The sequence below is a fragment of the Shewanella sp. SP2S2-6 genome (assembly GCF_031931965.1).
Taxonomy (GTDB): domain Bacteria; phylum Pseudomonadota; class Gammaproteobacteria; order Enterobacterales; family Shewanellaceae; genus Shewanella; species Shewanella baltica.
Genome location: NZ_JAUOEQ010000002.1, coordinates 240,160 through 261,435 on the forward strand (window position 1 = coordinate 240,160; position 21,276 = coordinate 261,435).

Genomic DNA, 21,276 nt, shown 5'->3' on the forward strand with positions numbered 1-21,276 from the left:
AAAGGAGATCCAAGAGGGAATTGCTGTTGCTCCCCTCTTGGTCGGGTGTGGGGTGAAACCCCGCGACTTTGATTCATCTCGGCCGAAAGGCCGCAAGCTAAAGATGGGGCATCTACGGTCAGGGCCAAGCATCTAAAGCAATGGCATAAAGACACTTAATGCCCAAGTCCCCCACTCCGAGGTATAACCCCAACGCACTTTTCTAACTCACTTACCTTACAAGAATTTTCCTCAAAACTGAGTCTCACCAAGCAAGAGGCTTCAAACCAATGTGAGCGGCTTCAAATTGTGAATAGGATAGATTTCAAAGTGATACTAGGGGATTGCGCCTAAGAGATAAAAACCTTCATAATCAGCCTTCAATCAATCGATTGATTTTCACTTTATCAAGGTCACTTTCTCAAGGTTGCTATGACATTCTCGTTGTTAGATATTTCTGCATTGGTGTGGTTTATCGTTTCTTGGGCTGGCTATACCGCCTTTGCCCGTAGCAAGGCGAGAGATACCGACTGTATTGCCCGTGGTCTGCATAAGCATAGAATTTACTGGATGCTAGAGGTAATGACTCGCGGCGTACGTGTGGGTGATGCGGCGCTGCTGGCCAACCTTGAGCGCAATATTGCCTTTTTTGCCTCGACTACGCTGTTTGTGCTCGCGGGTGTGCTGACCTTATTTGCACAAGTTGAGCGACTAGAAAGTGTTATTGCGACGATTCCCTTCGCCACGCCACCGAATCATGCGTTGGTGCAAGTCAAACTCGCACTGTTAGTCGGTATTTTTGTGATGGCCTTCTTCCAGTTTACTTGGTCGATGCGCCAATACGGTTTTGTGAACGTGATGATAGGCGCGGGTCCTTTAGACAGCGATGGCTCGAACGACAATCTCAAAGCCTACGCAAGGCAGATGGCGACGGTACAAGATCAAGCGGCGCACTCCTATAACTATGGCTTACGCGCCTATTACTTTTCGATGGCGGTATTGTGCTGGTTTGTGCACCCGATACTGTTTATTTCGGCGAGCTTATTTGTGGTCGCGACCTTATATCGCCGCGAATTTAAGTCCCGCGCGGTTCAAGCTATTACAGCGGCAAAAGGCCATCTGCAAATAGAGAATCAAGTCCGGGAAGCGGCTCGTAACCACAAAATAGAGTCATAACCTTAGCGGTTTAGGTTGCAGGCGTCATCTGGATTGAAATTATTGTTCTATACTCTTTGGGTTATGTTTCTATTGAAATACTGGGAGAGTGCTATGAGCGATAACTTATTAACCTTAGATGAAGTGTGCAAAATGTTAGATAAAACACCTGCGACCATCAAACGCTTTGCTCGGGAGAATTTACTCTCGAGTGTTCAAGAAGGTGACGAATTAAAATTCCCTGAAGCGGAAGTGAAACGCTATCTCGCCTTTTCACAACGCTTAGGCTAAAACGCATTAGGCTAAAACGCATTAGGCAAGTCATGGCAAGTAAAGCGGGGTAACCGCAGCTTAAGTCGCTTGAGTTTGAGTTTGTGAAAGTGGCTTGAATGTAAATGCGGTGCTTAAGTTTAAATACAAGGCTTAAGTTTAAGCCGTCTATAACGAATGAAAACAACCTATGAATACAACATGGACAGTACAACTCAAAGGGATTTGAACTAAGCCATTCCGGTTTGTTGCGAGAGATTGCTTAGCCAGATTTAGCATCCGGCCATTAAACTTACGCCGCTAATCTTTAAGCTATTAAACGTTAAGCCATTAAACCTCAAGCTTTTAATCCAACAAAATTCAACCATCACTGGGCATTTAAAGCCTGCTGCAACTGCCGATAGGATAACCACTCCCGCTGCGTTTCACTTAAGCCCAAATCGGCAGCGAGTTGTTGCAATTGAACTTCATACTTAGGCAACAAGGTTTCATCGTTAGTCATAATCGCAAGCTCGGCAAAATCCCCTAAGCCTTCGAGATGATCGATTGTTAGATGAAATTCACCGAGAAAATAGATACTGCGGCGCTTTTTAATTTCCAGTACGCACTCATAACCTAAGGTATGCAACATACTCTTTGCCTTGGTCGCTTCTGTGATATTAACGGCTTCACAGCGGTCTTTTTCCGGTCCTTTCACTATCCACAACATAATCCCCGATGGCTGCATCTCACGGATACACAAACTCTTGTGCTCGACTTTAAGTGATTGTGATGGCAGATCAAAGTAACAGTCATGCTCAAGATTATCTTCGAGCATGATCTCAGGATTTCTCATCTGCAAGGCAGCGAAAAAAGCGTGGCGATCCAATAAGCGATATTTAAGCTCGACCTCAAATTTACCATTAAAATGGGCATTGATTTGTGGGGCTAACGCTTCTGGCATCGCAGGGTTCATCGATTTATATCCGCTTTTAATGGGTAAAATATATCGCTATTCATCATATTGAACGTCAAAGGTTTGAGCGTTAAAGGCTTGAATACAGGAGGCTTAAGCGAGTCTTTGGTATAAGGCCTGATAATCTGCACTGTCTTCAATTAAGCTCTGGTGAGTGCCAGACGCAATAATCTTACCCTGACCGAGTAGATGAATGTGATCCATCTTCGCCATAGCAGTTAAACGATGGCTAATCATCAGCAAGGTTTTATCCTGAGCAAATTCAAACAGTAAACTTAAAATCTCTCGTTCGGTGCGCTTATCAAGCCCTTCGGTTGGCTCATCGAGCAATAGCAGCGGCGCATCACGCAGCAGCGCTCTTGCAACACCAATTCGGCGCTGCTCGCCACCCGAAAGCTGACGTCCACCTTCACCAATCCACATATCCAGCGGTTTATCTCCCGTGAGTAAAGCGCCAAGTCCAACCCGCTGTAACACATCAATCAAGCGCGCGTCGTGGGCCGTGCGTTTCTCGTCTTCGATAACAGGTAGCGCTAATACTAAATTTTCCCGCAAAGTGCCCGCAAACAGATAGATGCGTTGGCTAATCACAGTTATCGCATCCCTAAGGCCGCGCTCGCTGTAATCTGAAAGAGGAAGACCATCGAGCTTGATGTGCCCTTGCTGCGCTTGCCATTCGCGGGTAATCAGCGCCAGTAAACTCGACTTACCGCAACCCGTTGGCCCAAGTAACGCGACTTTTTGCCCCGCTTTTATCTCAAGGGACAAACCTTGCAGCACGTATTGATCGTCTCGATAACCAAAGTGGATATCTTCAATCTGCAATGCGCCAGATTTTGCCCTCAGGCCAGTATCGGCAACAAATTGAATATCGGCCTCTTGTTCAGTGATTTCATTAATCCGTGTCGCCGCCAATACGCAGCCAGACAAATGCTGAAACGCGCCCGCAATCGGCATCATCATCTCAACGCAGGCCATAGTGGCAAACACCATAAGCGCAAACATGGGGCCCGGCGGCACCGCATCACCCACACCTTGAGCGGCTAAATACAGCATCATGATCAAGGCTGAGCCAGTGGAGAGGATCAACATGGCTTGGCTGAGCGCTGTGATATTGGCCATCGCACTTTGACTGCGAAACAGCTCTGTCTGCGCATCATTCAGTTTTTGCCTGAATCTGTCGTTGGCGCCAAATAGGCTGAGTTCGGCTTGGCCTTGCAACATATCCAATAATTGCACCCGATAATGGCGCTTGGTTTCGAGCATAGTTCGGCTCGGCGCGTGTCCAAGGCGATAAAATAGCAGTGGCATCACCAGCCAAACGGCGACTAAGAATAGGCAAAGACTGAGGGCAAGTTTGGCATCGAACCAAGCGAGAAATAGATACAAGAGCCCAGTCATCAGCAGTGATGCCGCCATAGGCGTGAGCAGTCGCAGATATAGATGATCTAGGGTATCGATATCGGCAACTAAGCGATTAAGCATGTCGCCACGGCGTAGCCCCTGCAGATTTTTAGCGCTTAGCGGCAAGAGTTTACGCCACGCCCAAACGCGAAGCTCAGTCAGCAACTTAAAGGTCGCCTCATGGGTCGCTAAACGCTCGCCATAACGACTGGCAGTTCGGGCAATTGATAAGAAACGCACGCCGCCCGCAGGAGTAAAAAAGTTAAAGGACTGGGCCGTAACTATCGTCAAACCCGCGACCGCGGTAGCAGAAAGAAACCAGCCCGACAGTGACAGTAAACCTATGCCAGCCATCAAGGTAATGATGGTCAGCAGCAAGCCCACGGACATCATCAGCCACTGGCGCGAGAACAATCGAATAAAGGGGATTAGCACTTTCATCGGGCATCTCCTTTAGTGGGCTCGGCGGCAATATCGACCGGAGTGGCGCTGGCGCTGACCGATAACGGTACAAGTTCAATATCCGCCACGGACTCAATATTCTCACGCAGCAAGGTTTGGAATAAGCCGTGCGTGTTAGACAAAGTGGTAAAGTCGCCCCGCTGTACTATCAAGCCTTTATCGAGCACAAGAATAGTATCCATTTGATCTAACTGATCTAATCTATGGGTCACCATAATGCACATCTTACCCGCCATGGCGCGATTTAACGCAGAACTCACCGCCTGCTCACACTGGCTATCTAAGCTGGCCGTAGGCTCATCAAGGACAAACAAACTCGCCTTTTGCCCAAGCGCCCTTGCCAAGGCAATACGCTGGGCTTGGCCGACGGATAAACCGGAAGATTGCTCACCGACTGGCGCATCTAAACCCAGTGGCTGCGCCTTAACGAAGTCGCTGATATTGGCCTCTGCCAGCAAGTGCCACAGCGTATCGTCGGGCAAAGTTGGGTAGGCTAAGGCAACGTTATCCCGCACTGTGCCGTGGAATAACTGCGGTTCTTGGCCCAGCCAAGCTAAATGCTGTCGCCAATGGGCTAAATCTAATGCGGATAACTCATGGCCATTGATCAGCAAATGGCCCTTATAGGGTAAAAATCCCAATAAGGCATTGAGTAAACTGGTTTTCCCCGCGCCGCTTGGGCCAACTAAGGCTAAACGTTGATTGTCTTTTAATTCAAAACTCAGCGGGCCGAGTAAACGCGTGCCATCAAAACTGAACACTTCAAGATGATCAGCACTCAGGGTTTCTATGCTATTGATACGCACTTGGCCGACAAACTCAGGTTCGGGATGTTCGAGCAAGGTAATCAAGGCTTCCGCGGCGCCGACGGCCTGCGCCTTAGCGTGGTAATGAGTGCCCATATCCCGCAGCGGTTGATAAAACTCAGGGGCTAAAATCAGAATAAACAGCCCAGTAAACAGGCTAAATGGAATACCGACTATTTGAGGAACTGTACTCGAGCTGATATTGGCATGGGCGCCATAGTAGCCAAAATCTAAGTGACCTAAGTAACTGAAACCAAAATAAACCGCCAGCACAGCAATCGAAACCGCCGCAAAAAACTCTAATACCGCCGAGCTTAAAAAAGCCATGCGCAGTACCGACATAGTGCGACTACGGAACTCTTCCGAAGCAGTAGCGATCACCTTTAGCTCAGCATCACCACGGTGGAAGAGTTTCAACGTGCTTAAGCCTTTTAATCTATCCATAAAATGGCCGCTTAATCTTGCAAGCGCACTGAAATTCTTGCGATTGGCATCGGCAGCGCCCATGCCAACTAAGATCATAAACATAGGGATTAACGGCGCTGTGAGTAACAGAATTAATCCTGCCGCCCAGTTAATCGGGAAAACCGCCGCTAAGATGAGCACGGGAATAAAACCAGCAAGGCTGATTTGTGGGAGGTATCTGGCATAAAAGTCTTGTAAATCTTCGACTTGCTCTAACACTATGCTGGCCCAACTGCCTGCGGGTTTACCTTTAATAAACGCCGGACCTAGCTTAGTCAACTTATCCATCACTGCCGCGCGAATATGACCACGTAGACGCTTACCCGCCTCAAAACTGGCGCGTTCACGACCATAAGCAAGCAAGGCGCGCAGAAACATCAAGGCGATTAACGCAATCAAATGAGGAGTATAAGTATCAATACTCACGCTGGAACTGACCATTTGGGCATTGTCAGTTAGCGGTACGACTTGCTGCCCCATGATCACGCCATCCAGAATCGTCGCGATAATATAAGCCTGTGCCACCATAGCGACGGCACTTATCATCCCAAGCCATAACGACAATTTAAGGAACAAGCCACAGGCTTTTTTCTGGGCTTTAAGCCAAACAAGAAGGGATTTTTCTAACGACTTATCCATGGTGCTCCAACAAGAAAACAATTAAGCGACTCGTAGCGGGGATCGGCTATCGATAACGACTCAGTTTACGGGGCTTGCAACGGCTAAAAAGTTCCGATAGGGACGCAGTATCGCAGGCATCTAAAGCAGATGAAACCCTATTACAGACTTTTGCTAGCAGACTCACAAAAACGAGCTAAAGATAAACAAATCCCTGAGTTAACGGAACTTTCCCTAGCACTAGCCTGTTTGGGGAAACTTAAAGTATTTAACCCTGATCAGTGAATCGCAGTAGTCAGTATTAAAAAAAATACGAGCTAACCATAAGTTAGCTCGTTGTTTATATTGAAGACTTACTGCACTGCGCCGTATTTCACTAACACATGCCAGAGTAACTTAAGTTCATGGGCGACTTGCGCACGATTACCGCGTTCGCGCCAATGCTGGGGTGAATGATATAAATCCCGCGCGGCCACACCTATAGCATACGCATCGACTCTGTCTTCTATGGCGATACGATTAGCGAGCGATGGCATAGTCGGCCCGCGAAAATCGCTTGGGATCTGCGCCGTATGTAGGCTAAAACCATCATGATATTGCAGCTCGATATCATATCTGTCGCAAGTCTTGCTTAAGCTGGCGCCAATATCAGTGCCTTTAAAACTTGGATCGGCCACCAGCATGGCGATATCTTCATCGAGGGAAACATCACCGTGGATCTGCGCCTCGATATAATGATCGAGATTATTCGATAACGGCCGCTCGAAACGTGACAGCAAGGAAGCGTTGAGCTGATGCCCCAAATAATGAATCACATTCAGTGGCTTAAAGTCGGATTTGCCTAAGGCATAGTGACGCTCAAAACTCTCGGTCAGCAGCGCCGCTAACACATCATCAAAGCATGATAGCGTGCCCTTCTCTTTCGGATTGCGGTACGAGTCGAGATAACAAAAGGTCGAACGTGCCATCACACTGGCGTGGGTCAGCAAATAGCAGCTACCAAAACGTGGCGCGGGGCCGTCCTGCCACATGCCTAGATCGAGTGCGCCATATTTAGGCCGAGATTTAGTGCCCTTGTATACATCACCAAACAGCTGATTTTCCCAGTGATCCCTTGGGCCACCTAATTCAGGGGATAACTGACCGTTGGAAATATGCGTCTCAAACTGACTGCGGTATTGACCATCGCGCAGCAAACCTTCGGCCACTGTCATACCACGGCTGTCGATTCTATCGGGGTGAAAATGCAGCGCAATTCGGCCGCAGTTAAGTAATTGTTTGAGGGCGAGTTGCATCTCATGCATGGGGATGTTCGACATCTGCTGCACATTTTTAATCACAGCGACGGCCTGTTCACTGCGACCTCGAGCAAGGCGTTCAATATGCTGTATCGCTGTCATAATCCACCTATAAATGAGAGGCGTTTAACCGTTTCCCGCGTTGGCTCATCCTAAAATAAACACAAGAGTAATCGCAAGCATGCAGAGAATAGATATTGATGAATTCTACTCCTATCGTCTTGAGTTTATACCACTCAAATTAATCTAGCGTGATCTACCGCTAACTCACTCTAATTTTTAGATATAAAAGTCGACGAGTTAACTTTAAACCGGCTTGTTTCGCTGATTGAATCAGCCAGATAGCCATACTGTACATTTGGTGAGTCCATTAGGCTCAACCGCACCCCAAAATAACAGTAAAAGTGCGCCTACAAAGCCTCTACCAGTACAAAACGGCACTTCGTAGGACGCAGATTCGCCCTCAATAAGCTCAAATTCGGCTGAGGAAACTTGCGCCTAAAAGATAAGCGAGACCGAGTGAAAGCCGCTGACAAGCGATTTATGTGCCAATATGAATGAAACCCTATGCAAAAGTCTTTATTCGATGGCACTTAGGGCCCCGATCCTGTAAGCTGCACGCCCGCCAGCAGACCTGGCTATTGACCATAAATGCAGCAAAGCGTTGCCACAAGAGACCAATCTATGAGTTTTACCTCCCTGGGCTTATCGGCCCCGATACTTAAAGCCGTTGCCGAACAAGGCTACGACACACCTTCGCCAATCCAAGCTCAAGCAATTCCCGCTGTGCTTCAAGGCAAAGATGTGATGGCGGCCGCCCAAACAGGAACAGGTAAAACAGCAGGTTTCACCCTACCTATGCTCGAACTCCTGAGTAAAGGTAACCGTGCCCAAGCAGGCCAAGTGCGCGCATTAGTGTTAACTCCGACACGCGAATTGGCGGCTCAGGTTGCAGAAAGTGTTGAAACTTATGGTAAGAATTTACCACTGCGCTCAGCGGTGATATTTGGTGGCGTGCCTATCAATCCACAAATCGCGAAATTACGCCACGGTGTCGACGTATTAGTCGCCACACCAGGTCGATTGATGGATTTGTACAATCAAAAAGCGGTGAAATTCAGCCAGCTTGAAATCTTAGTATTAGATGAAGCCGATCGCATGCTCGACATGGGCTTTATCCGCGACATCCGTAAGATCCTGGCCATTTTACCTAAGCAACGCCAAAACCTGATGTTCTCAGCCACCTTCTCCGATGAAATTCGTGAGCTGGCAAAAGGCTTAGTGAACAATCCGGTCGAAATTTCGGTCACGCCACGTAACGCGGCGGCGACCACAGTAAAACAATGGGTTTGCCCAGTCGATAAGAGCCAAAAATCGGCACTGTTGATCCAACTCATCAAGCAAAACGATTGGCAACAAGTGCTGGTATTCTCGCGCACTAAACATGGCGCTAACCGTCTGGCGAAAAGCCTTGAAGATGCAGGCATTAAAGCCGCCGCTATCCACGGTAACAAGAGCCAAACCGCCCGTACTAAAGCTTTGGCCGACTTTAAAAATGGTCAAGCTCGCGTACTGGTTGCGACCGATATCGCCGCCCGTGGTTTGGACATTGACCAATTGCCACAAGTGGTTAACTTCGACTTACCAAACGTGCCTGAAGATTATGTGCATCGTATCGGCCGTACTGGCCGCGCTGGCGCATCGGGTCAAGCCGTGTCACTGGTGAGCAACGAAGAAATCAAACTGCTGAACGATATCGAGCGTTTGATCAATCGCGTATTAGACCGAGAAATGGTTGAAGGCTTTAACCATGTATTGCCTGAGTCACGTTTAGGTGGCGGCGGAAAAAGCAGCGGTAAATCAGTGCCAAGCCGTAGAAATACCCGCAGCTCAAACCAACCTAGCTCACGCGATGGTGCCCCAAGAAGCGCCGAGCATAAAGATGGTCAACGCAGCGGTGACGTCGCGCGCGGTCACAAGCCAAACGACAAGAACCCAAGACACAGCGGTGAAGCCAGTAGCGCACCTCGTGCTGATTCAGCCAAACCACGTCCAGCACGTTCAAACGATGGCCGTGCGAATAGCGCAGGCGCTAGTCGTCCAAGTGAAAGCCGTTCAGGTTCTGGCGAAAATCGTGGCCAAGCGGGTGAGAACCCTTACGCCAATGGCCCAAAGAAAAATACCCGTCGCCCAAATAACGGTGCGAGTCGTCCAAGAAATTCACAGGATTAATGCACACGCTGAGCGAACTCGCTTGGCGATTTAGCCGCATTAAGCCCTAAAAAGAAACGCCCAACTCCGCATGGAATTGGGCGTTTTTGTTTGTCTTTGTTTATATATTCAACAAGCTGCACAATACGTTTAGCGCGTTATCCACACTTTGACCAATAACTCGCTTGAACAATCGCCACTTTAAACAACTGCCTTAAAAAAACTTTAAACAGCAACCTAAGTTAATTCGCCTTTGTATCTGGCAACTGCTGCAGGACTTCATCCGTAAAATAGGGTTCATCTTCAACCCAAAAAATGTAGTCGAGCCCTAGGTAGTTTTGTGCAAAATCCAGCAGATCAGGCACAGTATTCTTTTTACCCGTTTTAGGATTAATCTGCCGCAAATTACCGTCTTGCACCGCCATACCTTTCACCAGTGTCACTGGGTACTCTTTAATAAAGGCATAACTTTGTGCCATATGACTTTTACGGTAAGGCATCAGATCTGGGCCACCCACACCCATGTTGAGCGATTTGGCTTGCGCAAATAAGCCTCGCATATAGCCTTTATCATTCCATGGCAGCCATTCGTCTGGCAAAAAGTTCAAATACACCATAGCGGTTGAATGCTGAAATGACTCAGCTAATACCTGCATATTCTCGCCAATCGCATCGATATAGGCTTTAGGATTAAAATCACTGGGGAAGGTGGTCGTTCCATCGGCGTTTTCAGTCCCCACATCAATTGAGCTTTCACTAAAGTTAATGCCCGCAATTTTCCCATCAAACTCTTGGCCAAGCTGACGCACCAATTGTTGATAACGCGCACGTACTGAGGGCTCCCACATTTTGGCTGACCAGCCATACTCATCATCCGTCACAGGTTTATTAGGATCACGCTCTGGTGCACTCAACATGCTTTGCTTCAACACGCCGCCTTGATAAATAGGATCATCGAGCAAATAACGCGGCACATTGACTCTGGGCGTAAAGGATTTATCTTGCAGCTGGATCCACAATTTTTTGCCTATCGAATCGAGATACGCAATATCGGCCCTAATCGCGCTGAAATCATATTCGCCCTGCTTAGGCTCTAAACAGCGCCAAGTATAAACAATCTGCGCACCGCCAAAACGGGGATCGCGCAGCGCCTTGTCGGCACGAATGTTTTCTCCGTTGGCCTCACGATGATTAATATAGATGAAGTGCTGTAACGGTTGCGACTCTGACTTAGACTCCGGTTGCGGCTCTGGCTGAATTGATGCAACGCTCGCTGCGCTTAAAAAGAGGCTTAGTAAAATAGTCCATCGAAACATAAATACTCCAAACCGATGCAGCCTTATCACCTGACAAAGCCGTTAATCCGCTCATTTATTTTTTACTCAGAATCACTTCTAACACAGGCAAGCTGAGGGGCATATCAATTCAGCAGACAAATACAAAGTGTTACTTAACTGCCCACCTTAATTAGCATTTACAAAACAAAAAGACTCAGTTATTGCATTAATCACACCCAACAAAAAAGGGAATAAACCTGAGTTTATTCCCTTTAAAAGTGAAGTGAATTAAATCGAGGTACGATTCAACTCAAGCTAAGCCAAGCTTACTTCATTGGCCAAGCGCGGTAAGATTTACCTTTAATGCGGCCGCCAGTAATTTTGTTCAGCGCTTTCTTGGCAACCTTACGATTAACGGCCACATAGGCGCGGTAATCGGTCACTTGGATTTTACCCACCTGTGAGCCTTCGATACCGTTTTCGCCCGTCAGCGCGCCTAAGATATCCCCTGGACGCAGTTTTTCTTTCTTACCGCCATCGATCTGCAAAGTGATCATGGTTGGCGCTGCAGGCGTGTTGCCGAGCAGGCTTTCAGATGGCAGTGATTCGCTGGTAATTTCGCGCTCTAAATACTCTTCTAACAAGGCAATCTTGTAACCGTCTTGGTCGTTATAGAAGGTATAAGCGGCGCCTTTACTGCCCGCACGGCCAGTACGACCGATACGGTGAATGTGGACTTCGGTGTCGTAGGCGACGTGATAGTTAAACACGGCATCCAGCGCATCGATATCTAAACCACGGGCGGCAACGTCGGTCGCCACTAAGACGCAGGCACTCTTATTAGCAAATTGCAGCAGGGTTTCGTCCCTGTCTCTTTGCTCTAAATCACCGTGCAAAGCCAATACGCTAAAGCCTAAACCTTCAAGCTCATCGGCCACTTTTTGGGTTTCGCGTTTAGTGTTACAAAACACCACTGCGCTTTCAGGCTTATGTTCTAACAACAATAATTGCAGCGCTTGCATGCGCGCCTTGTCATCGTCTAAGTGATAAAAATGTTGGGCGATGCTTAAGCTGTCGTGATTACCTTCAACTTTAACCATGCTTGGGTCATACATGATTTGCTTAGCAATCGATTGAATTTGTTCAGGGAACGTCGCGCTGAATAGCAGCGTCTGACGCTCACGTGGCGCTTGTTCGATAATCGCATCGAGGGCGGGTTGGAAGCCCATTTCTAACATGCGATCAGCTTCATCGAGTACTAACATGTTGAGATTGCTTAAATCTAAGCGATTGCGATCTAAGTGATCGACGATACGACCCGGCGTACCCACAATAATGTGCGCGCCGTGTTCCAGCGAGCCAACCTGTGGCCCCATAGGCACACCGCCGCAAAGTGTCAGTACTTTAACGTTATGAATACCACGGGCAAGGGTACGAATTTCCTGCGCCACTTGGTCGGCCAACTCGCGGGTTGGGCATAACACTAAGGTTTGAATGCGAAAGCGTTTAACGTCTAACTTGTTCAGTAATCCTAAGCCGAAGGCGGCCGTTTTACCCGAGCCAGTTTTACCCTGACCTATCACATCCAGCCCCGCTAAAATGGGTGGCAAACTTTGCGCCTGAATTGGCGTCATCTCGTTGTAGCCCATAGAAGAAAGGTTCTCAAGCAGTTCGGGTTTTAGCTTAAGAGTCGAAAAAGCCATTGATGGATTAGGCTTAGTATCAGAGTTGCTCAAGGTGAATATCCTGTGGTGGGTAACGAAGCGGCTGCTAGGTTACTGAAATTGCGTTACTTATCGATTAAACTGGTCTATCAAGATTCAGGCTAGCTTGAGTTAAGAATAAAGCGCTAGGCTCGCTCAACCCAAAAGCACGGCTATTGTAGCAACAAAGCGCGGCTTTTGCCTCAAGTCCTTAAGCAATAGGCATAGCAGGCGTGAACAGCAACAAAAAAGCCCTGTAGGAATACAGGGCTTAGGCTTAGGCTTAGATTTAGAATTAGCTCAGCGCGGCAGATTTAACAGATTACGCGATTTGTCCGAAACGCCCTTCTTGATAATCGCGAATCGCCTGCTGAATTTCCGCTTGGGTGTTCATTACAAATGGACCCATCTGGACGATTTTTTCACGGATAGGTTTACCGGCAAACAGTAGCATCCCAGCGCCGCGCTCATCGGCTTTAAGCTTAAGCACACTTTGGCTATCAAGCACTAAAAACTCGCCCTGATGATATGACCACTGTGAATCTTCACCCTTGCTTAAGTCACCTTGGTACAAGTACAAGGCGACAAACTCGTGTTGAGACAAATCAAGCGTGGCCTCAGCGTTTGGCGCTAGGCTCAAATCAGCAATGGCAGCTTCGCCCGCTAATCCTTGGATGGCTGCACTAATCAGTGGTTGATCTTTAAAGCCCCAATCACCCGCTAAGGCTTTTAAGCTAGCGCCAGTGTTATTGGTCGCTTCAACGCTAGCGCTACCCGCAGTATCTTGATACTTCGCTGGACGCAGCTTGTCTTTGGCGGGCATGTTGACCCAAATTTGGAATCCATGCAGACCATCGACAGCATCGGCAAGTGGCATTTCAGAATGCACTACCCCGAACCCGGTACTCATCCACTGCACATCGCCGGCACGAATCGCCTTCACATTGCCCATTTGGTCACGATGCTCAAAACCGCCCTTACGAATATAAGTGAACGTCTCCATTCCGCGATGGGGATGTGCAGGGAAACCGCCAATAAAGTCTTGTTCATCATCGGATTTTATTTCGTCGATCATCAAGAAAGGATCAAATTTAGTCGTCACAAAATCGGCGACACGGCGAATATTGACACCATCGCCATCCATCGCGGCTTTGGCGGAAAACTGACTTAATACTTTCATTGCTGCTCTCCTATCAGTTGAGCAAAGCGGTGCGTGAAACGCCAAAATACTGCGGCTAACACAAGACGCAAACGCTTTGCTGATGGAGGCAGAATAACAAGGAAGTTTACAAAAGAATAACGCGAAATCACGGCCTAAACATTCGAAAAAATAGAATGGTAAATTGCTGATACCCACTCACACAGGTTGGCCATAGCATTTACTCGTCAACTCACAGACAGTCCGTTCATGGGGTGGACGGTCGTCTGGCTAATCACCCTAGCTAACCGTTTTGGCTTTAGCGTAACCTGTAGATTTAAAGACATACGCAACACACTTTTGGGACAAAAGCGAGCTAGGTTTTCTATTCTAATCCGTGGAGTTCGGATTAAAATTTCTATGGGCTAACGCTTGGTTCAGGTGAGCCGCAGGCTTCACTTGGAACCACTTGTAAAATTCCAGCCATCTGGACCAGGCATTGACATACCTACATTTATGCCCGGAAGAAAACCGCCAATCAATCCAACTTCTGTAAATAGGTCAAACCCAACGATACTTGCTCCGGCCCCCTCAGAAGGCGATATAAAATACATCCTTGTGTCAATGGAAGAAGAAATACAAAATTGTAGATAGCCACCAATAGTAGCTGCACGCTCATCGCGAAGAATGTTTGTGAGCGTGATAAAAGGTGCTCTCCACCAGTTTAAACTGTTTACTTCAAACTGAGATCTCTTCTCTCCGATTAGATCAGATATTTCTTTTTTCCTATCACCAATGATCAAGAACGAACCATTTGATATATTTACTCCTTCTATATTTAGCTCAGTAGGGTTTGTTGGTGAGTTTGATAGTTTGTATGCCTTAAGTGATGATGATTGTTTGCAATATCCAAATAATGAAAATTCACACCTGGCATTTGCTGGGTATGATTGCCCCAAGCTCATGATGTAACGCTCTCCAATCCTTTTTGCTAATTCAGCAACCTGGAACAAGGTTGGTATACGCTGCTCAAAAGGGTAGTCAGGTGCATCTGTGAAAGAAACTTCATTGAGATTACCAAGAAACGTACTCAACATTTCTTTGACATTAGTACCGATCAGTGTGCTACCAGAAAATCCAAAACCTAAGCTTAACAACCTGATTGGTCTGACTTTTAAATAATCATCCTCTCTAAATGCATTTACATCGATTTTAAATAACTTAGGGCAGTTGTCCGTCATGACGCTGCCATTACTGCCTGTAACTCGAGAATCACTTACAGCCCAAATCACATCGGACTCTTCTTGATTTCTCCAACAAATTATTGAAGTGATGATGAACTCCTTTGGAATTTAACGCCCGCCACACACGCGAGCAACTTGTTGCGAGTCGAGCGCCGAAGGCGCGGTGTGGTGGCGTTTGTTAAATGGCATAGCCACCGAGCCTACTGATGGTAAACGCAATATACTCGCCAATGACAGCTGGATCATGGGTATGTATAACATCCTCCTCAACAAGCACTCCACAATCTACCTTAACTGGATTGATAGAGGTTATTTGTCCATAAGCTTTGTATTTCCAACCATCAATTTGTTCAAGGCACTTCTTCTTTTCTGGGTTTCCTTGAAAAATGGACTCCCAAGATTCTACTTCATCTAGCATGTTTGAGAATTCAAATTCAAAAGGCTCTCCTGCCTTTGGCATATTGTCGATATCAAGAGTCAATTCATCCATAACACAGTATTCATGACCCTCAATTTCTAGAAGAGCCTCAAGATATGTTCCGTTTGTAGAAAGTAACTTCGCTTTCATGATTGCCATTTAACATTTTATTCGTGCGCATGCGCGTTCACCTCGTTGGACCTGTGAAAATTCGCACGGTTAACTATCTGTATGCAAAGAACTTATCAGCTTTCTGCCAAATACACCATCAGGAGAAACGCGCATGTGCGTTTTCCAAACCTATTAACTTAAAGTCAGCTACTATAGTCAACTGATTTTATAGATTTTTATTTGTTGCTGATGGAGTTAGTGCGCACTGTTCTTGTCTTCAAATACCCCCAAAATACCTAAATTTAAATACGACTGTATACCGATACATTGCTAGTCGCTGTACAGTAGGGCCAAACATTAGCTAATTAATGAGATTTTGTAGGGCAACTCGTTCGTCAGTTTTCGATTCACTAAACAAGTGCTAGCAAACTTTGGGGCAATAGCTTTTTAGCTGAACGAACAACCAAAGGGTTAGTGTAGATTGGTATTGTTGCACCAGTGACCTTCTAAAACAGGAATGCTCTAGTTGAGTCCTCAGGGATGCTTCTTTTAAAAGAAATAGGCGGCGAGTCACTGGGAAACAATAACAATTCATGCTGCACAACTGACGAGACCGTTATCTTGAATGGTTAGCCAAGCTTTAGAATGTGACCTTAAAAGTGGTCACATTCAGATTCTCACTTGAATTGAATCTTCAACCTAATCCGGTTTAAACACGCCGATTACAGCGCCGGTAGCTTTTTCTGTCACCTTTTCATCGGTTTGCTGTTCACGGTAATCACACTCAGTGCATTCAATGGTTTCGATGCCGTTTTCCTTGTAGAGTAAAATGCTGTCTTTGGCGCTGCATTTGGGGCACTTAGCACCGGCTACGAAACGCTTTTTGATTTTAGTGTTTGTCATAATAGATAAAGGACCAGATAGCAGGGCCAAGGGACTCGGCCGAAAAAATTGCCGCTATTTTGCCACACTGATGATTGAATACCAGTGTTACCTGAAAGTATGAGGCCTTAAGCCGATGGGATGCGATTCACTGAAGATCGTCCTGAAAAGTCGAATAATTGTCCGAGTTATCGGGGAAGTCTGTGGTTTGATACGGGGTTGTACGCTATTATCTGTGCCCTGACGAATTCACGTTCTAACCAAGTTGTAGTCAATGATCAGCATCAACCAAGCGCAATTAATCCGTGGCAGCAAAACCCTGCTAGATGAGACCTCTCTGACGATTTATCCCGGCCATAAGGTCGGTTTAGTCGGTGCTAACGGCACAGGCAAATCTTCACTGCTCGCATTAATTTTAGGTAACTTAAGCCTAGATAAAGGTGAATTTAGTCTGCCTTCTGGCTGGCAAATTGCCACTGTGGCCCAAGAAACCCCTGCGCTCGACGTCTCGGCACTGGAATATGTGATCGATGGCGATAGCGAATATCGCCAATTAGAAGCCCTATTACACCAGGCCCAAGAAGAGAACGACGGCAATGCCATCGCACTCTTACACGGCAAAATCGACGCTATCGGTGGTTATGCTATTCATTCGCGCGCGGGTTCATTGTTAGCGGGTCTGGGCTTTAGTGAAGCCGATCAAAGCAATCCAGTGAAAAGCTTTTCGGGCGGCTGGCGTATGCGCCTCAACTTAGCCCAAGCGCTGCTGTGCCGCTCTGACTTATTGCTCCTCGACGAACCCACCAACCACTTAGACTTAGATACCATGTACTGGCTCGAAGGTTGGATTAAGTCCTATCAAGGCACGCTGATTTTAATCAGCCATGATAGGGACTTTATCGATGAAATCGTTGATGAAATCGTCCACGTTGAAAATCAAAAACTCAATTTCTACAAAGGCAATTACAGTGCCTTTGAGCGCATTCGTGCCGAACGTATGTCGCAGCAACAGGTCGCCTTCGAACGCCAACAAAAAGAACGTGCGCACATGCAGTCCTTCGTTGACCGTTTCCGTTATAAGGCGAGTAAAGCCAAACAAGCGCAGAGCCGCTTAAAGGCACTAGAGCGCATGACTGAGTTGTTGCCGTCTCAAGCCGATAGCCCCTTTTATATGGAGTTTCGTGCTCCAGAAGCCCTACCCAATCCACTGATTAAAATGGAGCAAGTCGCGATCGGTTATAGCGATAAGCCAATCCTGAGCAAGGTGCATTTAAACTTAGTACCGGGTGCGCGTATTGGTTTGCTTGGCCGTAACGGCGCAGGTAAATCGACATTAATCAAGCTGTTATCGGGTCAGTTATCGCCAATGACAGGTTTGTATGAACCTAATCCTGGCGTCAATATCGGTTACTTTGCCCAGCATCAAATCGAATTTTTGCGCCTCGACGATACGCCGATGCAGCATTTAGTGCGTCTGGCGCCCAATGCCAGAGAGCAAGAACTACGCAACTTCTTAGGCGGTTTTGGTTTTAACGGCGATATGGCGCTCTCACCTGTACGCCCCTTTTCTGGCGGCGAGAAAGCCCGTTTAGTGTTGGCGCTATTAGTTTGGCAACGCCCTAACCTATTGCTGCTCGATGAACCCACCAACCATTTAGACTTAGAGATGCGCCACGCCCTGACAATGGCATTGCAAACCTTTGAAGGTGCTATGGTTGTCGTCTCGCATGATAGGCATTTACTGCGTTTAACCTGTAGTGATTACTATCTGGTCGATCAAGGTGAAGTGCGCGCCTTCGACGGCGACTTAGACGATTATCACCAATGGTTGCTCGATGCGGCGAAAGCCAACTCGAATCAAAACAGCACCAGTGACGAGATCAAACCTGCCGCTGATAAAAAGCAGCAAAAACGCCTCGAGGCCGAAATTCGCCAAAAGGTATCGCCGCTCAAGCGCAAACAAACTAAGTTAGAAACCGAACAGCAAAAGCTGAGCGAACGCCTCGCCGAGCTAGAACACTTGCTGGCCGATAGCGAATTGTATGATCAAGATAACAAAGCCAAGCTAACCTCGGTATTAACCGAGCGAACGAGCTTGACGCAAACCCTAGAAGACAGTGAAATGCAATGGCTCGAGTTGCAAGAAGAGATAGATGCAATGGAACTTGAGGTCATGGAGCAACAATAACTCCAGCATTCTTTTAAATAAAAGTCAGTAGCAGCGGCAATACAAGGAAATAGTATGGCGGTTTTAACCCAGTTCGACAGTCAACTCTGGCAATGGTGTGATATGAGCTATGCGCAAAACAAAGCGCTCTGCCTCGAATTGCAAAATAGCTGTCAGGTGAACGTCAATCTACTGCTACTGGCACAATATTTAGATATCACTATGGATGTGTCTGGGCCGCAGCAATACAGTACAGACCAATGGCAAACTCTGATGAGCGCCGTGGGTGAATGGGATGAAAGATTTCTCATGCCCTACCGCAAATTACGTAAACTCGCTAAGTCCAGCTTGAATGAGCAAGAGTATCAGCAGATGCTCGCCGTTGAGCTAATGATGGAACGTAAAGCGCAACGAACCATCTTAAATAAACTCAATGAACTCTGCCCAAGCGGCCAAGCGACGAATCTGGTGAGTTACTTAAGCCTGTTTGGACTCAGTGACATGGACGCCAACGAAATCGGCTTAATCGCCCCCTGATCTAATCCAAACAAATCACGTTAAATCAAGCACAGCTAAGTTAGATCGATCAAATCAACCCAGTGATCATCAAATCGCTAACAGCTGCGGCCTTGTGGATAGCGTTGACAGTTATCCTCAATCACCAACCAGTTCAGCTGGCTCTCAGTGTAAATATGGTACCTAGGCTGAACTTGGTTAGCATCGTCCAGACTCGCTATGCTCAAGGTCGAGTAATCGGGATATTGAATATGTCGGTAGGTTAACGATGTACCGCATTGGTCACAAAATCCACGGCGGATAAGCTCGGACGATGCGAACTCAGTCACCTGACCTTTAAGCCAAATCACTTGGCTGAGTTTAAAATCCATCCAAGCCCCAAATGCAGATCCCGTGCTTTTTTGGCATGAACGGCAGTGGCAATAATCCGCATCAAAGGGTTCACCTTCAACCTGATAACGAATCGCCCTGCATAAGCAACCACCTTCCCGTAATATGTTTTCAGACATTCACACCCCATCAAGCTTTATCAAGCTAAGCTGCATTTTGATAAGATAACATCAGGCTTTACCGTCAGTAAGCTTCTGTGCGAGTGCGGTCGCATTACGTGCCGTGATGCCATAAATCGATAGCTGCGGGTTAGCGCCAAGGCTGGTCGGGAAGATAGAACCATCCATTACAGATAAATTTTCTAAATAGTGCGACTGGCCATAACTGTTGACCATAGAAAGCTTTTTATCTTCGCCGAAGGGACAACCACCCATTACGTGCGCCGATGCGACGATAGTGCGCAGTGGCGCGAGTGACATCTGCGCAATGCTCTCTTTGGCGTCTTTCCACGAAGATAAGTAAGGCATACCATCACTGATCGGTAAGACTTTTAAGGCGCCCGCCGAGAATTGTAACTCCGCCATACTGGCAAAAGCGCGTCTCGCGGCCCGCCAAAAGGCATCGGTCAAGGGATAATCTAAGGTAAATCCCTTAGGCGTTAAGTGCACTTCACCGCCCTGACTGTCGGGATGATAACCATCGCGGATTAAGGCAATAGTCACTTGCAACTGATTGAACTGCGCCATCAACTCGGCATGACTCGCGCCATATCCTAAAGTTTTAGAGGCGATTAAAATCGGGTGCACTGGCGGCACTTCGAGTTTATAGCCCAGCTCACCATCGGCATCATTCTTCCACACAAATTCATCGGAATAGATAGATTGCGGCGCGCCGCTATGGCCGTTTATCGAATCGGCAAACACGCCACCGGATAACAAAGTCGGATGTAAAAAAGTGCGTTTACCCAAAAGCTTGTGGGGATCTGGCACCTGCGAGCGCATCAAAATCGTCGGCGTATGGATAGCGCCCGCACTCAAAATATAATGTTTGGCCTTAAATAACAGCTCAACGTCAGTGGGTCGTAAATTCACATCCAACGCCTTCGCCTTTAACGCAAAGACTTGGCCATTATGGTGCTCAATCTTAGTCACTTTAGCGCGACTGATCAGCTGCGCGCCTTTCTCAAGTGCCGAGGGAATGGTGGTGATTAACATAGATTGCTTCGCATTGACCGGACAACCCATGCCGCAATAGCCAGTATTCCAACAGCCCGCCACATTGCGTTTAATGACTGTGTGTTCCCAGCCAAGATTGATACAACCTTGCTTCAGGGCGGCATTATTGCGATTAGGCTCATAATTCCATTCATGAATGTTGAGCCGTTGTTCCATTTGCTCAAACCAAGGATCTAAACTCTCGCGATTAAGCCCAGCAACCGATTTATGTTGCGCCCAAAAAGCTAACGCTTCGGTCGGCGTGCGAATAGAGGTAGTCCAGTTAACTGTGGTTGAGCCACCGACTGCGCGGCCTTGAAAAATGCCAATCGCCTTATCGGCGGTTTTCATCGCCGCGGCTTGTTGATACAAGTTGGGATAAGCGACCCGCTCTTCCATATTAAAATCACTGGAGGATTTTAGTGGTCCAGCCTCAATCATGATCACGCTCAGCCCTGCTTGGGTGAGGATTTCAGCCGCCACACCACCGCCAGCACCTGTGCCGACAATAATCACATCGGCTTCAAACTGTTGGTTTTCTTGCAATTGGCTCGCGTCGGTATGTAACCAACCTGAGTTTAAACCATTCACTATAGGATCTATGACTGCCAACTTGAGTACTCCACTGTCGCGGGTAAGATGCTTATTATTGG

General features: G+C 47.3%; 17 protein-coding genes. 5 read left to right on the forward strand and 12 right to left on the reverse strand.

All coding sequences use genetic code 11. The features are described 5' to 3' along the window. The first annotated feature begins 411 nt into the window (after positions 1–411). Positions 412–1,155: a DUF599 domain-containing protein gene (locus Q4Q57_RS03005; RefSeq protein WP_311889680.1), complete on the forward strand. Its 744-nt coding sequence runs from the start codon at positions 412–414 to the stop codon at positions 1,153–1,155. 93 nt (positions 1,156–1,248) lie between these two features. Then, positions 1,249–1,425: a helix-turn-helix domain-containing protein gene (locus tag Q4Q57_RS03010; RefSeq protein ID WP_063883827.1), complete on the forward strand. Its 177-nt coding sequence runs from the start codon at positions 1,249–1,251 to the stop codon at positions 1,423–1,425. Positions 1,426–1,771: 346 nt separating this feature from the next. On the opposite strand, the gene cyaB is transcribed toward Q4Q57_RS03010, so the two are convergent. The 4 genes from cyaB to Q4Q57_RS03030 all read right to left on the reverse strand — a co-directional run bounded on the left by cyaB (position 1,772) and on the right by Q4Q57_RS03030 (position 7,514). Continuing rightward, positions 1,772–2,359 (reverse strand): class IV adenylate cyclase, encoded by a 588-nt coding sequence (cyaB, locus tag Q4Q57_RS03015; protein WP_311889683.1) that lies wholly within the window; start codon positions 2,357–2,359, stop codon positions 1,772–1,774. Positions 2,360–2,452: 93 nt separating this feature from the next. Beyond that, on the reverse strand, positions 2,453–4,204 hold the full coding sequence (gene cydC, locus Q4Q57_RS03020; protein WP_006085964.1) for a heme ABC transporter ATP-binding protein/permease CydC: 1,752 nt from the start codon (positions 4,202–4,204) through the stop codon (positions 2,453–2,455). Next, a complete protein-coding gene (cydD, locus tag Q4Q57_RS03025) occupies positions 4,201–6,135 on the reverse strand; it encodes a heme ABC transporter permease/ATP-binding protein CydD (RefSeq protein ID WP_311889687.1) in 1,935 nt (644 codons plus the stop codon). Before cydD ends, cydC begins: the two co-directional genes overlap by 4 nt. 332 nt (positions 6,136–6,467) lie before the next feature. Beyond that, on the reverse strand, positions 6,468–7,514 hold the full coding sequence (locus Q4Q57_RS03030; RefSeq protein WP_311889688.1) for a DUF3626 domain-containing protein: 1,047 nt from the start codon (positions 7,512–7,514) through the stop codon (positions 6,468–6,470). 582 nt (positions 7,515–8,096) lie between these two features. Here Q4Q57_RS03030 and Q4Q57_RS03035 point away from each other — a divergent pair. Beyond that, the gene (locus tag Q4Q57_RS03035) at positions 8,097–9,644 is read left to right on the forward strand and encodes a DEAD/DEAH box helicase (RefSeq protein WP_012586890.1); all 1,548 of its coding nucleotides are present in this window, start codon (positions 8,097–8,099) and stop codon (positions 9,642–9,644) included. Positions 9,645–9,865: 221 nt separating this feature from the next. Here Q4Q57_RS03035 and Q4Q57_RS03040 read toward each other — a convergent pair whose 3' ends face one another. The 6 genes from Q4Q57_RS03040 to Q4Q57_RS03065 form a co-directional block, all read right to left on the reverse strand. Next, positions 9,866–10,939, reverse strand: coding sequence for a hypothetical protein (locus Q4Q57_RS03040; protein ID WP_311889691.1), 1,074 nt, complete (start codon positions 10,937–10,939; stop codon positions 9,866–9,868). Between the two features lie 287 nt (positions 10,940–11,226). Beyond that, positions 11,227–12,603, reverse strand: a complete 1,377-nt coding sequence (gene dbpA, locus Q4Q57_RS03045; RefSeq protein ID WP_311889739.1) for an ATP-dependent RNA helicase DbpA — start codon at positions 12,601–12,603, stop codon at positions 11,227–11,229. A 322-nt stretch (positions 12,604–12,925) separates the two neighbouring features. After that, on the reverse strand, positions 12,926–13,783 hold the full coding sequence (locus tag Q4Q57_RS03050; protein WP_259504448.1) for a pirin family protein: 858 nt from the start codon (positions 13,781–13,783) through the stop codon (positions 12,926–12,928). 413 nt (positions 13,784–14,196) lie between these two features. Next, positions 14,197–15,033, reverse strand: a complete 837-nt coding sequence (locus Q4Q57_RS03055) for a hypothetical protein (RefSeq protein ID WP_311889694.1) — start codon at positions 15,031–15,033, stop codon at positions 14,197–14,199. A gap of 130 nt (positions 15,034–15,163) precedes the next feature. Continuing rightward, complete coding sequence (locus Q4Q57_RS03060; RefSeq protein ID WP_311889696.1) at positions 15,164–15,562, reverse strand: hypothetical protein; 399 nt, start codon at positions 15,560–15,562, stop codon at positions 15,164–15,166. 651 nt (positions 15,563–16,213) lie between these two features. After that, on the reverse strand, positions 16,214–16,417 hold the full coding sequence (locus Q4Q57_RS03065) for a YheV family putative zinc ribbon protein (RefSeq protein WP_212600453.1): 204 nt from the start codon (positions 16,415–16,417) through the stop codon (positions 16,214–16,216). A gap of 253 nt (positions 16,418–16,670) precedes the next feature. Here Q4Q57_RS03065 and Q4Q57_RS03070 point away from each other — a divergent pair, with 253 nt between their 5' ends. Further along, complete coding sequence (locus Q4Q57_RS03070; RefSeq protein ID WP_311889698.1) at positions 16,671–18,584, forward strand: ABC transporter ATP-binding protein; 1,914 nt, start codon at positions 16,671–16,673, stop codon at positions 18,582–18,584. 54 nt (positions 18,585–18,638) lie between these two features. Further along, positions 18,639–19,100, forward strand: a complete 462-nt coding sequence (locus Q4Q57_RS03075) for a TIGR02444 family protein (protein ID WP_311889699.1) — start codon at positions 18,639–18,641, stop codon at positions 19,098–19,100. A 77-nt stretch (positions 19,101–19,177) separates the two neighbouring features. On the opposite strand, the gene Q4Q57_RS03080 is transcribed toward Q4Q57_RS03075, so the two are convergent. Together Q4Q57_RS03080 and Q4Q57_RS03085 are read right to left on the reverse strand one after the other, a co-directional pair. Beyond that, positions 19,178–19,588: a GFA family protein gene (locus Q4Q57_RS03080; protein WP_311889701.1), complete on the reverse strand. Its 411-nt coding sequence runs from the start codon at positions 19,586–19,588 to the stop codon at positions 19,178–19,180. Between the two features lie 51 nt (positions 19,589–19,639). Further along, on the reverse strand, positions 19,640–21,235 hold the full coding sequence (locus Q4Q57_RS03085; RefSeq protein ID WP_311889702.1) for a GMC family oxidoreductase: 1,596 nt from the start codon (positions 21,233–21,235) through the stop codon (positions 19,640–19,642). Positions 21,236–21,276 lie beyond the last annotated feature (41 nt).

Excerpts from the sequence above, each read along its gene's own strand:
- Q4Q57_RS03080 (WP_311889701.1), bottom strand. The coding sequence starts at position 19,588 with ATGTCTGAAAACATATTACGGGAAGGTGGTTGCTTATGCAGGGCGATT.
- Q4Q57_RS03035 (WP_012586890.1), top strand. The coding sequence starts at position 8,097 with ATGAGTTTTACCTCCCTGGGCTTATCGGCCCCGATACTTAAAGCCGTT.
- Q4Q57_RS03075 (WP_311889699.1), top strand. The coding sequence starts at position 18,639 with ATGGCGGTTTTAACCCAGTTCGACAGTCAACTCTGGCAATGGTGTGAT.
- Q4Q57_RS03005 (WP_311889680.1), top strand. The coding sequence starts at position 412 with ATGACATTCTCGTTGTTAGATATTTCTGCATTGGTGTGGTTTATCGTT.
- Q4Q57_RS03060 (WP_311889696.1), bottom strand. The coding sequence starts at position 15,562 with ATGGCAATCATGAAAGCGAAGTTACTTTCTACAAACGGAACATATCTT.
- Q4Q57_RS03050 (WP_259504448.1), bottom strand. The coding sequence starts at position 13,783 with ATGAAAGTATTAAGTCAGTTTTCCGCCAAAGCCGCGATGGATGGCGAT.
- Q4Q57_RS03070 (WP_311889698.1), top strand. The coding sequence starts at position 16,671 with ATGATCAGCATCAACCAAGCGCAATTAATCCGTGGCAGCAAAACCCTG.
- cydC (WP_006085964.1), bottom strand. The coding sequence starts at position 4,204 with ATGAAAGTGCTAATCCCCTTTATTCGATTGTTCTCGCGCCAGTGGCTG.
- dbpA (WP_311889739.1), bottom strand. The coding sequence starts at position 12,603 with ATGGCTTTTTCGACTCTTAAGCTAAAACCCGAACTGCTTGAGAACCTT.
- cyaB (WP_311889683.1), bottom strand. The coding sequence starts at position 2,359 with ATGAACCCTGCGATGCCAGAAGCGTTAGCCCCACAAATCAATGCCCAT.
- Q4Q57_RS03010 (WP_063883827.1), top strand. The coding sequence starts at position 1,249 with ATGAGCGATAACTTATTAACCTTAGATGAAGTGTGCAAAATGTTAGAT.
- Q4Q57_RS03065 (WP_212600453.1), bottom strand. The coding sequence starts at position 16,417 with ATGACAAACACTAAAATCAAAAAGCGTTTCGTAGCCGGTGCTAAGTGC.
- cydD (WP_311889687.1), bottom strand. The coding sequence starts at position 6,135 with ATGGATAAGTCGTTAGAAAAATCCCTTCTTGTTTGGCTTAAAGCCCAG.
- Q4Q57_RS03030 (WP_311889688.1), bottom strand. The coding sequence starts at position 7,514 with ATGACAGCGATACAGCATATTGAACGCCTTGCTCGAGGTCGCAGTGAA.
- Q4Q57_RS03040 (WP_311889691.1), bottom strand. The coding sequence starts at position 10,939 with ATGTTTCGATGGACTATTTTACTAAGCCTCTTTTTAAGCGCAGCGAGC.